This is a genomic window from Psychrobacter sp. JCM 18901 (assembly GCF_000586435.1).
Lineage (GTDB): Bacteria > Pseudomonadota > Gammaproteobacteria > Pseudomonadales > Moraxellaceae > Psychrobacter.
This window is the reverse complement of record NZ_BAWH01000001.1, coordinates 195063-212933: the sequence shown is the minus strand read 5'-3', so window position 1 is coordinate 212933 and position 17871 is coordinate 195063. Positions and strand designations below refer to the sequence as shown.

The window sequence follows — 17871 nt, the reverse complement described above, 5'->3', positions numbered from 1 at the left end:
AAAAACCAAGCCTGATACCTATCTACTCAAAATATCGATAATCTGCAACGTATCATTAATCACCGTCACAATATTATTTTCTGGCGTACGAATACGAACGTAACGGTCATCATAACGGTCTAAAACGACAGAGCGATCATAATCCCTTCTATCAATCTTGCCGACTACTCTATAACCGTATCTATCAAGATCACGCTTAAATGAAGCATTTGGGCTAGCATTACGATAAGCGTTAATACTTGGGTGGGCATTGCATTATGCTTATAGTTTTTACTAACATGGGCAGAGTTACCTTTGCTGTTACCATGTCCATTACCGTGCCCGTTTCCATGACCATCTTTTGCCATAGCAGGCAATCCAATCAAAGAAGTGGCTGTTATACCGGCGATGGTTAATAATTTAAGATTAGCAGTGTTCATAATATTATCCTTAAAATGGTCATTCGAAAAAGTTAGATAAGTTATAAGGACTACTTCATATCCACTATGGCAGTACAATGTCAACAAAATGACTGGATTATCTTTAAAATTATCATGTTTCTCGTATGAAAATTAGCTTACGTTAATTATGAAGTGAGTACGTAATAGATGCGTTGCTAGGATGTAAGCGTTTTGCATATGGTTTGAGCAAACAAAAGTACCCTAGCGGCATCCGTTATATTCAGATCTACATAAGAGCTTCAATGCATCACGCGTCTTAATAAGATAAAAAGAAGTGATGATTTTTTTATTATCCATCACCATGACCGCTACAGATTAATTTCTTATTGCGATAACTTACATTACTGTCATAATATGAACATAATAATCGATGGAACGATTACTTTATTTAATTGTTAGCCTGCTATCTCAGCATCAACATAGCATTGACTTGGCTAATCTGCATTCTTCAATATCATGGTAAAAAACCAAAGTACACCAAACAGATGAGCAAAATGACTACTATATAAGTTAGTAGCTCAGTCAGTCTGGCCGTATCTACTTGGTTTTTGCGATTGATATAACCTATGAGTTAACCTAATAATGACTATCGCTTCTACTCTACGCTTAAGCCTATATGGCGTTGCTCTTAGCGCCATTAGCACACTGGGACTAATCGGCTGCTCAAACTCCTCTACCGAGACCACAGCGACTGCTGAAAATAGTACGGCTACAGACAAACCTGCCAAATCTATTGCCATTACTCAAATCGTTGAGCATCCATCATTAGATGATATGCGCCGCGGTATTATTGATGAGTTGGCAGATAACGGTTATGTCGAAGGTCAAAACCTAACTGTTAACTTTCAAAGTGCGCAAGGAAATACAGCGACTGCAGGACAGATTGCCAAGCAATTTGCAGGAGACAACCCTGATGCAATCGTAGCAATCTCAACGCCTTCTGCGCAGTCAGTGGTAGCCGCGACCACCACTATCCCTATTATCTACACTGCTGTGTCAGATCCATTGGGTGCCAAACTCATCACGGCAGATGGCAAGCCTTTTCAAAGCAATTTGACTGGACTCTCAAGCCAGTTGCCACTAGAGCCGCAATTGGATTTATTACAGCAGATAAAACCCGACTTAAAGACCATTGGTTATGTCTATAGCCAGGTGAGGCAAACTCAGTGTCATTGCGTGAGAACCTAAAACAAGCTCTACCAGCACGAGGTCTGTCACTATTAGACATTCCTGCCAATCGTCCAACAGATATCGGTATGGCGACGCGCAGCTTGCAAGGACGTGCAGATATCATTTATACCTCATTTGACAACAATGTTGCGTCTGCCTTTGAGGCCATGACCCAAGCAGCAAATGAGCTAAAGTTACCAATTATCGCGTCTGATGAATTCAGTGTAAAACGCGGTGCCACTGCTGCGCTTGGTGTTAATGACTATGATTTTGGTCGTACTACTGGCAAGATGGTATATCGCGTATTAAATGGCGAAGCGGTCAATACTATCAAACCTGAAGTCATGAATGATCTGACCCTATATGTCAGTCCTAAGCACGCCAAAACACAAGGTGTCAGCTTGCCAGCAGAATTACTAAAAAAACGCCATCAATGTTGATATTGATGCCGAAACCAAATAAAAAGTAGTAAGCTATCTATTAGCTCGTCAATTATTTATATAGTGTACGGACACACTATTATTTTAGGAGTAAGACCCATGTTGTCTCAAAATCGTTTTGGTCGTTTTAATTTCGGTAAGGCTTTATTATTAGGCGGTGTATGTACTGCTATCTTGACTGGTTGTAACCAATCAGCACAAGATGATGGCTCCACGGATGCCGCCGCTACTGGTGATGCAGCGACAGCTATGAAAACCGTTGCTATTACCGCTATCGTCGAACATCCAGCGCTTGATGATGTACGTAAAGGTGTCATCGACGAGCTAAACGAAGCAGGCTTCAAGGACGGTGAAAACTTAACCGTTAACTTCCAAAGCGCGCAAGGAAACACTGCTACTGCTGGTCAGATTGCCAAACAATTTGTCGCTGATGCGCCAGACGTTATCGTCGCTATCGCAACACCCTCTGCGCAGTCTGTTGCCGCTTCTACTAGCAGCATTCCATTGGTATTCTCAGCAGTTACTGATCCAGTAGCAGCCAAACTGGTACCTAAGTTAGATGGATCTGGCACCAACGTTACAGGCGCATCAGATGCCCTACCGTATGAGCCACAGATTGATTTGATGCGTCAAATCATTCCATCATTAAAGAACGTCGGTTATGTCTATAGCCCAGGTGAAGTCAACTCAACGATTATCTTAAAAAATCTAAAAGAGAAGCTAACACCACTCGGTATCAATGTACTTGAAGCACCTGCACAGCGTAGTAACGACATCGCGATGGCAGCCCGTAGTCTCGAAGGTAAGGTCGATATGATCTATACTTCAACTGACAACAACGTAGTATCAGCGTACGAATCACTTTATCAAATCGCCAAACAAAGCAAGATTCCTCTAATTGCCTCAGATACTAGCTCAGTTGAGCGCGGTGCCGTTGCTGCTCTAGGTGTGAACTACTATGAGCTTGGCCGCGAAACTGGTAAAATTGTCGTACGTATCTTAAACGGTGAAAAAGCAGGCGCTATCCCTGTTTACACTCCACAAGCGCTTGATCTATACGTCAGTCCAAAACACGCTAAAGAAGAAGGCATCACGTTGCCACAAGCGGTTATCGATAAAGCTAAAGAAGTGGTAGAATAACGCACCTTTGTATTTGGCTCACAATAGCAGGTATAAATAAGATAGCGACACTACTTAATACTGTGTTGCATACCTTAAAGTATACGGCTACTGATTAAATAAGAAACCCAGCTATGAGTCATTAGGCTGGGCTTCTTGTCTAAACAGAGTCTTTTTTTGCAAGCGTGTTTGATAGTGCTGTATTTGTCTGACAATTTATCTGATACTTGTTAAGTAGATGATATGTTGATTGATTACATTGCAGTTCCTTAAACCATCGCTTCAAACGAAGGTAGCTTATGATCGCTGTTAATCGTGATATGTTTTGGTTTACCCTAACCGCAGATTGCTTAATCTGTTAAATTCACCGCTTAGCTGTTTAGCAGATAGATGATTTTGGCAATTGCCATTTACTTATCTTGGTACCATACGCTAGACACTTGGTTATGACTTACTGATCTCTTATGTCTTTAATTGCTTTTTTTGGTGCGCTTGAAAGTGGTCTGATTTATGGCCTAGTAGCACTCGGTGTGCTTATCTCATTTCGTACGCTCGACTTTCCAGATTTGACCGCTGACGGTAGTTTCCCGTTAGGTGGTGCAGTCGCTGGTATTTCTATCATCGCTGGTATCAACCCATGGTTGGCCTGTGCTTTTGGGATGTTAGCAGGTTCAGTCGCTGGTATCGTCACGGCATGGCTACATGTCAAACTTGGCATCTTGCAGCTGCTTGCCAGTATTTTGGTCATGGTTGCTTTATATTCTGTCAACCTACGCATCATGGGCGCGCCAAACCTACCCTTGCTTGGCGAAACCACAGTGTTTAGCACCTTGGTGACCGATGGTAATGGTTATTGGATGCGCTGCCTGATTATTGGTGTCGTTGTCGCAGCCGCCATGTTATTTTTGAACTGGTTCTATAGCACTGAGACAGGTCTGTCGATGCGTGCTACTGGCTCAAACCTAAGAATGGCACAGGCGCAAGGTATCAATACCTCGTGGATGACAATCATCGGTATGGCGATTTCTAACGGTTTGATTGCCTTAGCGGGAGCGCTGTTTGTGCAGACTCAGGGTGGTGCAGATATCTCGATTGGTATCGGTACGATCGTTATCGGTCTAGCAGCAGTCATCATCGGTGAGACAATCATTCCTGCCAAGCGTATTTGGCTGATCACCTTTGCCGTTGTTGTCGGCGCGGTATTGTACAAACTGTTTATTCAGGTTGCACTATCAAGCGATACGCTACGTAGCATCGGCTTTGGACCACAGGATTTGAACTTGATTACCGCATTGCTCGTGGTACTAGCCTTGGTATTGCCAAAAGCGAAAACCAAGTTTTTATCGCGCAAAGTTCGCGCCTAATGACAGTCAAAGCAGGTATTTATAACACTTGCGATGCTTGAAGAGATAATAAGGAATAACGATTATGATGCAAGCCACCGATTTACGGTTGACCTTTAACCCAGGCACGCCTATCGAAAACCCTGCCCTACGTGGTATCAGCTTAAATATTGCTGATGGTGAATTTGTCACTGTCATTGGTACCAATGGTGCAGGTAAATCTACTTTTTTTTGAACGCAGTAAGCGGTACGACGCGCGTCGATAGTGGCTCAATCTTGCTAAATGGCATTGATGTAACTAAGAAATCTGCTCATCAACGTGCGCATTGGGTTGCTCGTGTCTTTCAGGATCCGATGGCGGGCACTTGTGAAGCGCTAACGATTGAAGAAAATATGGCTTTGGCTACAAACGCGGCGGTAATCGCGGTTTGAAGTTTGCATTGAACCAGAACAACCGTGATTTGTTTCGAGAAAAACTATCCGTTTTAAAATTAGGTTTAGAAAATCGTTTGACCGATCGTATGGGTCTGCTCTCTGGCGGCCAACGCCAGGCAGTAAGTCTGCTGATGGCATCATTGCAGCCCTCTAAGATTTTGCTACTTGATGAGCATACTGCTGCTCTCGATCCAAAAACTGCCGCTTTTGTCTTAGAGTTGACAGATAAAATCGTCACTGACAACAAACTCACTACCATGATGGTCACCCACTCAATGCAACAAGCATTGGCACATGGTACACGCACCGTTATGCTGCACCAAGGTCAAGTAGTGCTAGATGTGGCTGGTGACATTCGCAAAGGCATGACTGTACATGATCTACTCGATATGTTTGAGCAAACACGTGGTGAAAAAGTTGAAGACGATAGCCTGATTTTAAGCTAAGTTTTGAGCTAATACTGCCAATAACTTACGACTTATAAATTTGTACCTGTCGAATATAACCATGTTCGACAACTTCTAAGACCTCCAAGAGAATTGATTTTTCTTGGAGGTTTTTTGTTATCTATAGTTAATGATTATATTAACTTTTCACTGACCATTATATAGTTGTTGTCTATCAAAGCTTCGCCGTTGTCACTTACTATATGAGGTCTGTCATGCGCAAAATTCCTATCTACTCCCACCCTGCTGCTGGTTGGCCTGCGCTGATCTCCTCTACCCAAAAGCTAATGGACTATAAGACATTTTTGCGCGGTGGTATAAGTGTATTCAAAAGCAATCAGCCGCAAGGCGGATTTGACTGCCCAGGCTGTGCATGGCCTGACCATAAGTCACACAAAGCCATCGATGTCTGTGAGAACGGCATTAAAGTCATTGCCAGTGAGACCATGACCCACAAAGCAGATGCCGAGTTTTTTGCAAGATATACTGTCACTGAACTACAGGCTGGACTGGTTACGAGCTTGAGCATAGTGGTCGTTTATCAGAGCCAATGTATTACGATGCGGCGCAAGATCGCTATGTTCCTATCCCTTGGGAAGCTGCTTATAGACTGATCGCTGAGCAGTTAGGACAGCTAGATTCACCGGATGAGGCATTATTTTATACATCAGGCCGTGTGACTAATGAGCCTGCCTTCTTATTTCAGTTATTCGTACGCTGCTTTGGTACCAATAATTTGCCTGATTGCTCAAATATGTGTCACGAGCCAACCTCAGTAATGCTAAGCAGACAGCTAGGTATTGGTAAAGCGACCGTGATGTTAGAAGATTTTGAGCAAGCCAATCTGATATTGATGTTTGGGCAAAACCCAGCGACTAACCATCCACGTATGCTAGAGATGCTCGCCCATGCGCATGAGCAAGGCTGTCGAATCATCTCAATCAACCCCATGCGTGAACAAGGTTTAAGCAAGTTCAGAAATCCACAAAAACCAACACACATGGCAGCCGGTCAAAGTGCTGACATGGTTGATGATGTTATTCAAATTCAAATCGGCGGTGATGCAGCCTTATTGACGGGCATTGCCAAGTGGTTAATCGAAAACGATAAAATAAATTATGAGTTTATTACCACTCATACTTCAGGCTTTGAACCTCTAAAACAGTGGCTAACAGAGCAATCATGGTCAGATATCACACTTGGCTGCGGTATTTCTCAGACAGATATTATTAATCTCGCTGAGCTCGTGGCTGATAGTCCAGCAACGATTTGCACTTGGGGCATGGGCATTACTCAGCACGTGCAGGGTGATGACAATGTCGCGATGATTACCAACTTGCTACTGCTGATGGGCATGATCGGTATTGATGGCGCTGGTGCATCTCCAGTACGTGGGCACTCCAACGTACAGGGCGATCGCACAATGGGTATCCACGAGCGTCCTAGCAAAAGCTTACTAGACAGTTTAGAGCGTGTATTTGAGCACCCTATGCCGCAAGAGCATGGCTACGATGTCGTCACAGGTGCCAAGGCTCTTATCGCAGGTAAATTAAAAGTCTTTATGGGCATGGGTGGTAACTACGCAGTGGCTGCCCCTGATACCAGCGCCATTGAACAAGCACTAACCACTACTCAGCTTAATATATTTGTCGGTACTAAGCTCAATGAGACTATGCTATACCCCGGTGCTAATAATTTGATCTTGCCATGCCTAGGCCGTACCGAACGTATTGTCACCACAAAGGGTGAGCAGTTTGCCACTATCGAAGACTCTATGTGTCAGATCGTACCAACTCAAGGTAAGCTCAAACCTGTTAGTGATACTTTAAAATCTGAAGCACAAATCGTGGCGGATATTGCGACCCATGTACTCGGCGCCGACACGTCTATTCCTTGGCTGGCGATGAGTGAAGATTTCGATATTATTCGAGACTATATCGCTCAAGCGATTAATGGATTTGAAGACTTCAATCAACGTATTCGCACCTCTGAGCGTGGCTTTCATTTGTATCATGCGGCGCGTCATCGTGTATGGAATACCGAAAGCGGCAAAGCTCAGTTTGAAGTACCACAATATCCGATTACTTTTGTCGCAGCACAAATGGCAGCCGCAAACGATATCGATGAGCATGCAGATACAGCACAAAAAGTTTGGCAGTTGACCAGTGTCCGTAGCCATGACCAGTTCAACACTATGATTTTTGGGTTTAAAGACCGCTATCGTCAGACGGATCGCCGTGATGTGCTATTCATGCACCCTGATGAAATAAGTCGTTTAGGTTGGCAAAAAGGTGACCGTGTTATGGTCACTCGCCAGCGTGCCAAAGACAGCCTAGAGCAACCGCGCGTATTAGGCCCATTGGTATTGAGCGAGATGGATATTGCCTCTAACGCTGTCGCTGCTTACTATCCTGAGTGCAACGACCTCTTTGATTTAGAGACACATGCGCCAGATTCTCATATCCCAGCGTACAAATCGACCACTGTCATTTTAAAGCGCGTAGAGGCAAATACGTCGATCGCTACGCCTGCGTAAATCATACTGCGAAGAGCCAATGAGAATGAAAATTTCATTGGCTCTACCTCTATATGACCATAAGCATGCTCATAATTTTAGGCCATAATAAATCGTGATAACCATTGAAGATAACGCTGAGCAAAGTGATGCTTTTATTGACCCTACTATGATAGATAATTCAACTAGCACTAAGATAGTTACACCTGAGCTGTCTAACGATGATAGGTTGTCAGAGACACCACTCGCTCGTGGTCATTTTGCACACAAGCATCATTATCCGTCAATTAACAATAATCCTAATCATGACTCTCACCTTCAAATTGAATCTCAGAGCACCAGCTTAGCAGTCGAAGCTGCGGTCTCTATCATCATTAATGGGATTCACTATGCTGTGTTGATGGCCAGTCCTCATCAGCTAGAATATTTAGCGGTTGGGTTTTTATTTAGCGAAGGATTAATTCAATACAGTCACGAGTTACTCGACTGGGAAGTGACTCACCTTGCAGATATCGCTAGCTACCAGAAGTTTGCTCAAGATTCGAATGATGAAAGCCTTGACTCAGTATCAATTGAGCAAAGCTTAGAACAATTTCAAGATTACGATATATATGTCGTGGAACTAGTATTAAGCCAACGCTGCCATCAACGTATCCAAGCACAAAAACGTCAGCTAGCAGGGCGTACGGGCTGCGGTATGTGCGGTATTACTGGACTAACACAAGCTTTGCCTGATTTAAGCGCTTACTCACCAGACCATTTACACTATGAACATAACCGACAAAAAGGTATAAATGACATTCAAACGGTCGCACCAAGTCTTGACTCCCTATTGGCACTGCGTCAACAAGTGGATGCCGCGCAGCATACACATCAGCTGACAGGTGCGGTACATGCCGCAGCAACGATACATAATCAGCAGCTGTATTTATTTGAGGATGTAGGCCGCCATAATGCACTTGATAAACTCATCGGTTGGCAATTACGCCAAAAAGCAGACGTTAGCTGTGTGCTTATGACTTCGCGTCTCTCTATTGAACTGGTTCAAAAGTCTATTCGAAGTCAAATCCCGTGGCTAGTTGGCATGTCAGCGCCTACCAGTACAGCAGTGCGCGTGGCTGAGCGTTATGGCCTTGGATTGGCTGGATTTTTACGTGATAACCGAGTCACTTACTATACCAAACAAGATAATATATAAAAATTCACGTCTACTTGTTCATTGAGAGCACCCATCTATCGCCCATCATCTATTTCTTTCTAATGAAAACTTCAGCTAATCATTCATAGGTGAAATTTTGCTCATAATGATATATCACTTGATGCTGCTCATAATAAAGCCCTATTTTTTCAATGGCTTATTAAAAATATCATTGAATCTCTTTAAACAAATACTTATATGTCATCTGCGGTCATTGTCTGGTAAATATCGGATAATGTTTGAGGTTAGTGACATAATAGGTTACTCTTATCGCGCAAATATGTTACAGGCACTTAACAAGTATGTAGTTTTATTTATTAATGCCGCTTAGTAACACATCAATCGCAATAGATGAGTAGAGATTTCTCAGCTATTGTTTATTACAGCTGATAAGGCTGTCTAAATCGAGTTCGGGTCATTTTATCATGGCTTAGTGCTTATTCGTAATTCCGCTATAGACACTCATCACATGAGTTTTCTTTAGCATGTAGCTACCTTTGTGTATGCCTATTAATAGCGTGATGGTTTACCCATTAACTGACGCCTATTGAAAGTAGTCCCTGTCTTTTTGATTTGACAGTATCTGTCTCATTAAGATTTGGGCGTAACACTTAGCATTTGCTTACCACTGCAGTTGGTATTTTCGCTATTTATATTAGCCACATACGTTCGGTATGAGGACTGTGTAGGCTATGCTGTATTCCTAATGGTTTGGTATCTTTCATTTTTGCTGAACTTTATTCATCAACTAACAATTGCGAGGTCTGAGTTTGAAAACTGAGTCATTGTTCCAATTTTCATCATTAACGATTATTTTATTATTATTAGCATTTTATGGCGGCACCTATTTACTGTCCTTATTAATCAAAAAAAGATAAAGAGACAACTTCTGGATTTATGGTCGCAGGTCACGGTGTTGGCTTTGGTATGGGTGCAGCCAGCATGACCGCCACTTGGATTTGGGCAGCCTCATTTTACGCTGCGGCCACCTCTGGCTATAAGTACGGCGTATCAGGGCCGATACATTATGGCTTTTGGGGTGCATTGATGATTTTATTCATCTACTTTTGGTATGCGCTTTCGTGAATTGGCACCAGATGGCCATACACTAGGTGAACTGATTCATGCCCGCCACGGTTCATCAAGCCAATTAATCTTAGCCATATCCAATATTATGGGCAGTTTAATTAGCTTGATGGTCAACTTTACCGCTGCTGGGGCATTGGTGTCAGTCCTGTCGCCATTATCGTTCCAAACAGGGGTAATGATCGCAGGTATCGGTGTCCTGAGTTATACATTGACATCAGGGTTTCGAGCATCTGTCTTTACGGATTTCGCCCAGTTGGTCGCTCTAATGGCCATTGGCATTGTCATTATTCCCGCCGTGTTATTTGGCATGGGTGGCCCTGAGGTTATGGTCAGCGGGCTGTCGAACCTGACGTTAGAGCAGCAGAACTTTTTTCTCCTCTGAGGCATTCTTTCAACAAGGTGCGCCTTACTTCGTCGCTGTATTAGCATATGCTATCGGTAATCAAACCATCACTCAGCGCCTATTTGCGATTGATAAAACTAAGATTAAAGCGACGTTTATCACTGCTACAGTCGGCTATGCTGGTATCGTTATTGGTCTTGGAATGATTGGACTAATGGCTGTGACGATTGGCGTGGAGCCACTCGATGGCAATATGAATAACCTCATTCCTCAAATGGTCAGTACTTATCTGCATCCTGTCTTTATCGCCTTATTCTTTATCTTAGTGATTGGGTCGTTGTCCTCGACCGCTGACTCAGATTTATCAGCGCTATCAACCATTATGATGGCTGATGTCTACGGTAAAAATATCGCCAAAAAAAGGCCATGTTAAACCTAAAACAATGATGCTAATTGGTCGCGGCACGATGATTGTTGCGACAGCAGCTGGACTAATTTTTGCGAGCTTTAAGCTTGATATTCTCGTCATGCTAGTATTTGTTGGTGCACTATGGGGGGCTATTGTCTTCCCTGTTATCGCCAGTGTGTTTTGGAATCGCGTCACCAATACTGCCTTTACCTCAGCAGTTATCGTCGGACTACTCTTATTTTGCGTTGCCCGTTTCGAATTACTCCCAATCACTGGTGTCACCGCCCTATTCTTTGAAATACTGGCCAGTGTCGGTGCAGCGGTTGTTATTGGGCTAATGGTCTTTGGATTCTTAGGTCGTAAGATTGGCATGGTCGCCGCAGCTATCACGCTTGTGCTGATGCTTATCTTCGCTACTGGCTTCTTACGTCAATATATGGTCCTGCTAGCTTCTCTAACAGCTTACGGCGCTAGTACTGTCGTCTGTGTGATTATCAGCCTGATGGGGGATGAACACTTCGACTTCGATTTAATTAAGCAGCGCGTGGGCAATTACGATAAAAAGTCGGAAATCCCATCGTCACTTAAATCTTAAATCTTAAATCTTAAATCTTAAATCTTAAATCTTAAATCAAAGTCGCTTTATCCAAGTGCCGATTGGCCAGAAGTATTTGGCTAATCGCTACTTACTTAGCAATATTATAAGGAGATATCATGGACAACGTCTTTATCTACGGCTTATATATCTTAATTTGGCCCGCCATTACTCTTGGCGTACTCGTATTAATTTGCACGGCCACTTATCGTGATGTGAAAAGTGCCAAACGTAACAATAGAGATATAGTTTAGCGCACTATATTTTAAACCATCATCATCAAACACTGGTTTACTAATAGTTTGAAAAAGCCTATTAACAGTATAAACGCTTCTAAATTGGGGCTAAATATAGATAAGATAATAAATAAGCTGTTTTTAATGAAAAAAAGGACTTGTAATTTACTATATTTTTGCTAATATAGGCGACCTTGATTGGCTGGATGGCAGAGTGGTCATGCAGCGGACTGCAACTCCGTTAACGCCGGTTCGATTCCGACTCCAGCCTCCAATTATTTATTAACTTTACGTTAATTTTGGCTTGCATTATTATCACAACCGATTATAATAGCGACCACTTATCTAGTAACTAGATGGTCTATCAGCTAGTTTACATCTTAGATAAAACAAGTTTTGCCCGGGTGGTGAAATTGGTAGACACAAGGGATTTAAAATCCCTCGCTAGCAATAGCGTGCCGGTTCAAGTCCGCTCCGGGTACCATTACATAGTCCTATACTATCTTATAGAACATCCAAAGCCCCTGATATCAGGGGCTTTGCTGTATCTGGCGTTCTATACTGTCCTGTCTTATCTAGCCCAATCCGTGCATCTGATGTACCTTAACCTGTCAGTGCTCATTTGAAATAATGATCATGACAAGCGATATAGATGACGAGCATCTCAAACGCCCTACTCACCTATACCACTATTCTTAAAAAAACCTATCTAGATTACACACTTGGTTTGGCAAGTAGCATTATCAATTTATGCTCTTAACAGCCAAATCAGCTACCTAATAACACATTGCCATAGTCATCACGCAGATCTTTTTTTGACCATTTTCCCAGCGCCATTTAGGACGATATTATCTACAAATATGACTTTATCGGGTATTTGCCAGCTGGCGATTTTACCTTCGTAAAAGCTCAGCACTTGCGACTCATCGATTTCTGAATCTGGTTCTTTCACCACAATCAATACTGGGCGCTCGCTCCATTTTTTTATGCTTTGCAGCAATAGCGGCCGCCATTCTTATCTGCGGATGGGCGACTGCGATGTTTTCAAGCTCTACTGACGATATCCACTCTCCACCAGATTTGATCAAATCTTTTGAGCGATCCCGAATATTCATATAGCCATCGGCATCAATGGTTGCAATATCGCCTGTGTCGAACCAACCATCTTCAGTTATCGCATCAGGATTTTCTGTGTAATAGTCATTGATGATCCAATGACCTTTGATCTGTAAACGACCTTGAGACATACCATCTTCTTCGACTCGCTGTAGCGGTTCATCAGTATCTATGAGACGTAGCTGAACGCCGTAGGGCGGACGACCTTGAGAGTTACGCAACTCATTAATCTCATCTTTACTCAGCGATTTATGCTTGGCTTTTATTTGATTCATCGTTCCAAGTGGCTAGTTTCTGTCATGCCCCAACCATGCACCGCATCGCAGTTAAAGTCTTCTCTAAACGTTTTGATTACCGATGGTGGACATGCCGCCCCTCCGACAATGGTACGCGTCATACTATCAAGCTTGCTACCTCGGGCTTTGGCAGCGGTCAATAGACTTTGCCAAATCGTTGGAACACCCAAAGCAACCGTGACATGACAATCATCAATAAGAGATACCAGACTATCACCATCGAGATTTGGACCAGGAAGTATGAGAGAGCAACCAGTCAAGGCAGCTGCATAAGGCGTGCCCCACGCATTGACATGGAACATCGGTACCACGGGTAACAAAACGTCTTGTGCAGAGAGCGCGGAGACATCAGGCATGCATAACGCCATCGCATGTAGCACAGAAGAGCGATGCGTATATAAAATCCCTTTAGGGTTACCAGTAGTTCCTGATGTGTAGCATAAAGAGCTGGCTGTTGCTTCATCGAATTGAGGCCAGTCAAAGTCAGTAGAATTTTCTGCTAATAGCTCATCAAAGAACAATACATTAGGCAGTTTTTCTACGATACTATCATCTCGATCACTTAGACAAATGAAGTGTTCAACACCTTTGATATGCTCTTTGATTGCCATAATTAACGGTAGGAAAGTAGTATCAAAAACAGTACTCGATCATCAGCGTCATTGATAATGTAGCTAAGCTGCTCAGGGAACAAACGTGGATTGATAGTATGGCAAACCATGCCACTACCTGAAATCGCATACCAAGCTTCTAAATGACGACGATTATTCCAAGCCAAGGTCGCTATGCGTTCTGATGATTGAAGTCCCAGTGTAGCCAACGCATTGGCCAATCGTTTTGAGTTATCTGAGACAGTACGCCAATTGGTATGAGTCATCTGTCCATCGACTTCTTTGGACAAAACCGCCGTATCGCCATGATAACGGGCAGCGTGTTCGATTAGACCACTGATCAGCAATGGCTGATACATCATTTTTCCTAACATAATACATTCCCTGTAGTTATTTGAAAGTCCGCTTATTCTTGCTACTGCATTGCCTGATGCGAAGAATAGGCCTCAACTAAGAATAATCAGAATTATTCTTTAAGACAAGTTAATATTATGTTCTCCATAGGCGACGAAAAACTGTGATTCAACTTCAAAGACTTGATGATTACTCTATATAAATAGTTTTTACTTTCTCATCAAAAGTTTATTGGTATCATTGTTTCTTTAATTAACCATAAAATTTAGACAAAAAAAATCCGACCACCTAAGTGATCGGATTTTTAATGTTTGGTGGAGATGGCGGAAACCAAACCATAGCTATAAGTAACTGATAATAAACATTATTAACAATTTAAAAATAGACGATACCAACCATAATACCAACAATCGTTTTTTTATTTTGCTGTTATTCAATGCCAACCCTATCAACTAAATATTATTTTGTAATTATTTACTGCTTTAACATACTAGGGTGGTGTAATTGTTCAGGGCTTCACAAGCGGTGACCGCTGACATATGCATATTTTCACATAAGCGAAATTAAAAGTTTAGCTCATTGATTTTTTTACATACCACTTTCTGATCTAAGTTTATCTAATTGCTGTTGTACCTGCTTGCACCTATCTAGCCCCATTCTAATAGCTTCGGACAAATCAGCATTAGGCTTTATGGCGTTTGGTACGGTTGCTGTTATACCGCTTTCATCTTGTCTTTGTTGAGCTAGCTTGTTTAATGGCAAGCCTACTTGCGACTCATCATTGATCGTATCATCAGGATAATATGTTACTTCGTTTAAACTGCAAGCAATATGACCATACTCAGTAGTAAACGGGTATGGCTGAACATTGCCATAACCTGACCAATATAAATCATGAACAGTTATAGCATCATCAACATTATCAATCGTATTTTTACTGGGCTGGCAAGCTGTCAGTGATAATAAGATTATAGGGATTAACTTGTTCATCTATTCGTCCACTGGTGTCCATTCAATACACTATACCTTAGCATGACTGACAAACAGTGTGCTTTAACTTTTAACACGGCTTTAACCTACTGCTGATCGCTGTAAGCCCTACTCTTACGATACTTGTCGCGAAAGTCCCTTTAACCTCTTTTTGAAATGGTTTTTATTTTGTGCGTGTGAATGGTGGCGGTGTCCTCTGTCGATACGCTCAACACTCAAAACAATACCCCCCTCGATACCTGTCCGAAAAGTCCCCTTTTTATGGACTCCAAGAACCCCCGTCATTGGTGCTTGCTTCGCGCGTGTGCGTACTGTTCCATAAACTCATTTTTGACCCTGCTTATGATGTCCGTAAATTGTCCCTTTTATGGACTCCGAAAACTAAATAACCCCAAACTTGGGGGCATCTATTCCAGCGTTTAGCGGTGTGTGCTTTGGTTTTCAATGTTAAGTTTTATTAAGTCGGTACTGTCTGCCAATGTTAACAAATGACAACATGCAAATTGGTTTTGAATGTAAGGTTTTGTCAGGTTTTAACGAGTTCGAAAATTATACATATCTCATTGCTACGATGCGTGCCAATACTGATTCAGACATAACAATTCTCATATTGAGATAATATCAGCTCAAAGTTTAGAAAAACTAATGATAAAACCAATATTGTAATGGTTTATTAAGTATCAATACTTCGTATTTTTACATATAGTAGAATCTATATTAATCAACTATAGTGGGATAATTTTATGAAAAAGCTACTAGTAGTACTTTTCACAGTAACATTCGCTTCAGCTGCTTTCGCTCATGGTGGTGGAACTGATGCATCAGGTTGCCACAATGACACCAAACGAGGTACTTATCACTGTCATTAAGTAAGAAGTTTAATTTAGTATTTTTGAGTCGCAAAGGTCTTTTAAGAACCTTGCGACTTTTCTATATTTTTATAATGTAAGAAAATTAGGGAAACCTTAGTTTTTTTACATTATAAAAAAAGGCTTGGCAGTAATCGCCTAACGTGTCTAAGACTGTTTTTAGCAAGTGATAGTCTCAAAACTGATTTTATCTATAATCCGCTATTGATTATATTAAATTATTTGTCAGCTATATTTCTTTTTTATTAGGGAGAATAAACTTTGAAAAAAAATACTTTTAACGATTGGCTTATCAGTTGTTTCTATTTTTGCACAAGCTGAAGATGATATTTGTGAAACTGTTTCAGAAAGTGCAGGTTTTATAATGGCTGCAAGACAAAATGGTATGGCTGCATCGACTTTAATAAATGCAGCAGAAAAGGCATTCGGAGATGAAGATGCCCTCGCAATTGAATTAATTAGCTTAGCTTCAATGAGCCTCGTTACAGTAGTGAAGACGATAAGCAACAAGCGGTAGAAGAGTTTACTTCAATGAATTACCTAGCATGCTATAAAGAACTTAATTCAATGAATTAAACTGACTTCGATATCTTTAGTACTTCCTATTTGAGCTGCTCACGTTAGCATGGAGTACTTAATACAGGTTAGTCATTAACCTGATCTCACGATAAACATTTATAAACATCAGGCACAAAAAAAGGCAAACGATAAACGCCCACCTTAGATTATTTTTGTCTGCATCTGCTTTTTTGCTTGGGACACTTGGGACAACGGGACAGCGCCCGTACTTACTGGCTTTCAGCTGTCCCAGCCCTTTTTTAGCCTTTGGGACACTTGGGACAGATTAACAAATTGAGCTATTTTGTCCCAGCTGTCCCAGTGGTGTTTTAATACTTGGGACAGGTTCTAGCCCTTGTGGTGTATAGGTTGTCCCAGTTGTCCCAGTTGTCCCAGTGCTTTTTTTAGTTTCACAACTTAATATCTCACTTTTGACCGCATAAACACGCTGGCGGTTCTTTTTGAATGGTAAAGGCACTTTGCAAGTCTTACGGTCATTCTCAGTCACATTCAACAATCCAGCTTCATCTAACACTTGTAAGACTTTGCTTTTGTTAAATGGTGAACAGACTTCATCAAAGGTACTGGTAGAGAAATAGTATTCCCCTGTGTCGTAATTGTGATAGCCAGCGCGGTTGGTTATCTTGGGTTCAAAGTCTTGGTATGTGTGAATGTGGCAAGGCTGAAAACGACTTGATCCGTGCTGTTCAATAAACGCTTTGATATGATCTATAATTTGGCGCTGCTCATGCTCACCATCACGCCCATAGTTATCAAGCCAATTATCTAAGCATGTCATGACGGCTGTCGTTGCTTGTCCTGCTTGCCACCCCGTTATACCTGCCTGTGTTGCTATCTCACCAGCTGCGCTCACGATAGCGAACCGTTTAGCCACTCTATGCGCTTGTGCTGTCAGGTCGCTGTACTGGTTCATAAAGTCACTGACAAGCTGCCCAGCGTTGGCGGTGGTCGCTGCCTTATCACTGGTGATATGTTCTAGCCATGCTATGCCAGCTGATCCATAGTAAGCGTGTGACAGCTCTTTGATCCTATCGGCTTGTGCTTCGCTTGTTTTTGCCAGTACCAAACTATCAAAGGTCTTTAACCCTTTGCCAGCATCAGCATCAATATGCGCGACTCGAACCTCAATACCTGCATTCGTTTTCTGTCCTGCTTGCGCCATGAAATTTTGTAGCGACTCCTCACCATTAGACAAAAAGATAATGCGCCATGTTTTGGCTATGCGATTGTGTCCAGTGGTGGTACTACGTCCTTTACCTTGACCATTAGCCAGCATGT

13 protein-coding genes, 2 tRNA genes and 4 pseudogenes are annotated in these 17871 nt (G+C 42.2%); 15 read left to right on the top strand and 4 right to left on the bottom strand.

All coding sequences use genetic code 11. The features are described from left to right. Positions 1-164: 164 nt before the first annotated feature. The gene (locus TT11_RS01050; RefSeq protein WP_261868797.1) at positions 165-419 is read right to left on the bottom strand and encodes a hypothetical protein; all 255 of its coding nucleotides are present in this window, start codon (positions 417-419) and stop codon (positions 165-167) included. A gap of 603 nt (positions 420-1022) precedes the next feature. On the opposite strand from TT11_RS01050, the pseudogene TT11_RS01045 reads away from it, so the two are divergent. The 13 genes and pseudogenes from TT11_RS01045 to TT11_RS00980 all read left to right on the top strand — a co-directional run bounded on the left by TT11_RS01045 (position 1023) and on the right by TT11_RS00980 (position 12262). Continuing rightward, positions 1023-2072: pseudogene (locus tag TT11_RS01045) on the top strand (ABC transporter substrate-binding protein). Positions 2073-2149: 77 nt separating this feature from the next. Next, entirely contained in the window at positions 2150-3190 is a 1041-nt protein-coding gene (locus TT11_RS01040) for an ABC transporter substrate-binding protein (RefSeq protein WP_114700879.1), read from the top strand. A gap of 443 nt (positions 3191-3633) precedes the next feature. Next, on the top strand, positions 3634-4533 hold the full coding sequence (locus TT11_RS01035; RefSeq protein ID WP_101204314.1) for an ABC transporter permease: 900 nt from the start codon (positions 3634-3636) through the stop codon (positions 4531-4533). A 64-nt stretch (positions 4534-4597) separates the two neighbouring features. Beyond that, positions 4598-5393: pseudogene (locus tag TT11_RS01030) on the top strand (ABC transporter ATP-binding protein). 215 nt (positions 5394-5608) lie between these two features. Then, positions 5609-7929: pseudogene (locus TT11_RS01020) on the top strand (FdhF/YdeP family oxidoreductase). A 148-nt stretch (positions 7930-8077) separates the two neighbouring features. Continuing rightward, a complete protein-coding gene (locus TT11_RS01015) occupies positions 8078-9106 on the top strand; it encodes a formate dehydrogenase accessory sulfurtransferase FdhD (RefSeq protein ID WP_370587743.1) in 1029 nt (342 codons plus the stop codon). An 897-nt stretch (positions 9107-10003) separates the two neighbouring features. Further along, positions 10004-10192, top strand: a complete 189-nt coding sequence (locus TT11_RS01010) for a hypothetical protein (protein ID WP_261868793.1) — start codon at positions 10004-10006, stop codon at positions 10190-10192. Next, positions 10179-10577 carry a hypothetical protein gene (locus TT11_RS01005; RefSeq protein ID WP_261868792.1) on the top strand — a complete coding sequence of 133 codons (399 nt, stop codon included), beginning with the start codon at positions 10179-10181 and terminating at the stop codon, positions 10575-10577. The genes TT11_RS01010 and TT11_RS01005 overlap by 14 nt, the downstream gene beginning before the upstream one ends. A gap of 52 nt (positions 10578-10629) precedes the next feature. After that, the gene (locus tag TT11_RS01000) at positions 10630-10971 is read left to right on the top strand and encodes a hypothetical protein (protein WP_370587742.1); all 342 of its coding nucleotides are present in this window, start codon (positions 10630-10632) and stop codon (positions 10969-10971) included. Between the two features lie 10 nt (positions 10972-10981). Beyond that, the gene (locus TT11_RS00995; protein ID WP_261868791.1) at positions 10982-11542 is read left to right on the top strand and encodes a hypothetical protein; all 561 of its coding nucleotides are present in this window, start codon (positions 10982-10984) and stop codon (positions 11540-11542) included. Positions 11543-11661: 119 nt separating this feature from the next. Continuing rightward, positions 11662-11796, top strand: coding sequence for a putative transporter small subunit (locus TT11_RS00990; RefSeq protein ID WP_218870079.1), 135 nt, complete (start codon positions 11662-11664; stop codon positions 11794-11796). Positions 11797-11978: 182 nt separating this feature from the next. Further along, a tRNA-Cys gene (locus tag TT11_RS00985) sits at positions 11979-12052 on the top strand. 124 nt (positions 12053-12176) lie between these two features. Further along, positions 12177-12262, top strand: a tRNA-Leu gene (locus TT11_RS00980). A gap of 284 nt (positions 12263-12546) precedes the next feature. Here the strand turns inward: TT11_RS00980 and TT11_RS00975 are convergent. Together TT11_RS00975 and TT11_RS00970 are read right to left on the bottom strand one after the other, a co-directional pair. After that, positions 12547-14175 (bottom strand): annotated as a pseudogene (locus TT11_RS00975) (long-chain-fatty-acid--CoA ligase). Between the two features lie 568 nt (positions 14176-14743). Continuing rightward, positions 14744-15145 carry a hypothetical protein gene (locus TT11_RS00970; RefSeq protein ID WP_261868790.1) on the bottom strand — a complete coding sequence of 134 codons (402 nt, stop codon included), beginning with the start codon at positions 15143-15145 and terminating at the stop codon, positions 14744-14746. A gap of 743 nt (positions 15146-15888) precedes the next feature. Between TT11_RS00970 and TT11_RS16805 the strand changes: the two genes are divergently transcribed. Together TT11_RS16805 and TT11_RS00965 are read left to right on the top strand one after the other, a co-directional pair. Continuing rightward, a complete protein-coding gene (locus TT11_RS16805; protein WP_370587730.1) occupies positions 15889-16014 on the top strand; it encodes a YHYH domain-containing protein in 126 nt (41 codons plus the stop codon). Between the two features lie 364 nt (positions 16015-16378). Continuing rightward, positions 16379-16531, top strand: coding sequence for a hypothetical protein (locus tag TT11_RS00965; protein ID WP_261868789.1), 153 nt, complete (start codon positions 16379-16381; stop codon positions 16529-16531). A gap of 327 nt (positions 16532-16858) precedes the next feature. Here TT11_RS00965 and TT11_RS00960 read toward each other — a convergent pair whose 3' ends face one another. Continuing rightward, positions 16859-17869 (bottom strand): hypothetical protein, encoded by a 1011-nt coding sequence (locus TT11_RS00960; RefSeq protein ID WP_370587758.1) that lies wholly within the window; start codon positions 17867-17869, stop codon positions 16859-16861. Between the last annotated feature and the right edge of the window lie 2 nt (positions 17870-17871).

Coding starts and splice junctions, on each gene's coding strand:
- TT11_RS01050 (WP_261868797.1), bottom strand. CDS start 419: ATGAACACTGCTAATCTTAAATTATTAACCATCGCCGGTATAACAGCC.
- TT11_RS01040 (WP_114700879.1), top strand. CDS start 2,150: ATGTTGTCTCAAAATCGTTTTGGTCGTTTTAATTTCGGTAAGGCTTTA.
- TT11_RS01035 (WP_101204314.1), top strand. CDS start 3,634: ATGTCTTTAATTGCTTTTTTTGGTGCGCTTGAAAGTGGTCTGATTTAT.
- TT11_RS01015 (WP_370587743.1), top strand. CDS start 8,078: ATGATAGATAATTCAACTAGCACTAAGATAGTTACACCTGAGCTGTCT.
- TT11_RS01010 (WP_261868793.1), top strand. CDS start 10,004: ATGGTCGCAGGTCACGGTGTTGGCTTTGGTATGGGTGCAGCCAGCATG.
- TT11_RS01005 (WP_261868792.1), top strand. CDS start 10,179: ATGCGCTTTCGTGAATTGGCACCAGATGGCCATACACTAGGTGAACTG.
- TT11_RS00995 (WP_261868791.1), top strand. CDS start 10,982: ATGATGCTAATTGGTCGCGGCACGATGATTGTTGCGACAGCAGCTGGA.
- TT11_RS00990 (WP_218870079.1), top strand. CDS start 11,662: ATGGACAACGTCTTTATCTACGGCTTATATATCTTAATTTGGCCCGCC.
- TT11_RS00970 (WP_261868790.1), bottom strand. CDS start 15,145: ATGAACAAGTTAATCCCTATAATCTTATTATCACTGACAGCTTGCCAG.
- TT11_RS16805 (WP_370587730.1), top strand. CDS start 15,889: ATGAAAAAGCTACTAGTAGTACTTTTCACAGTAACATTCGCTTCAGCT.
- TT11_RS00965 (WP_261868789.1), top strand. CDS start 16,379: ATGGCTGCAAGACAAAATGGTATGGCTGCATCGACTTTAATAAATGCA.
- TT11_RS00960 (WP_370587758.1), bottom strand. CDS start 17,869: ATGCTGGCTAATGGTCAAGGTAAAGGACGTAGTACCACCACTGGACAC.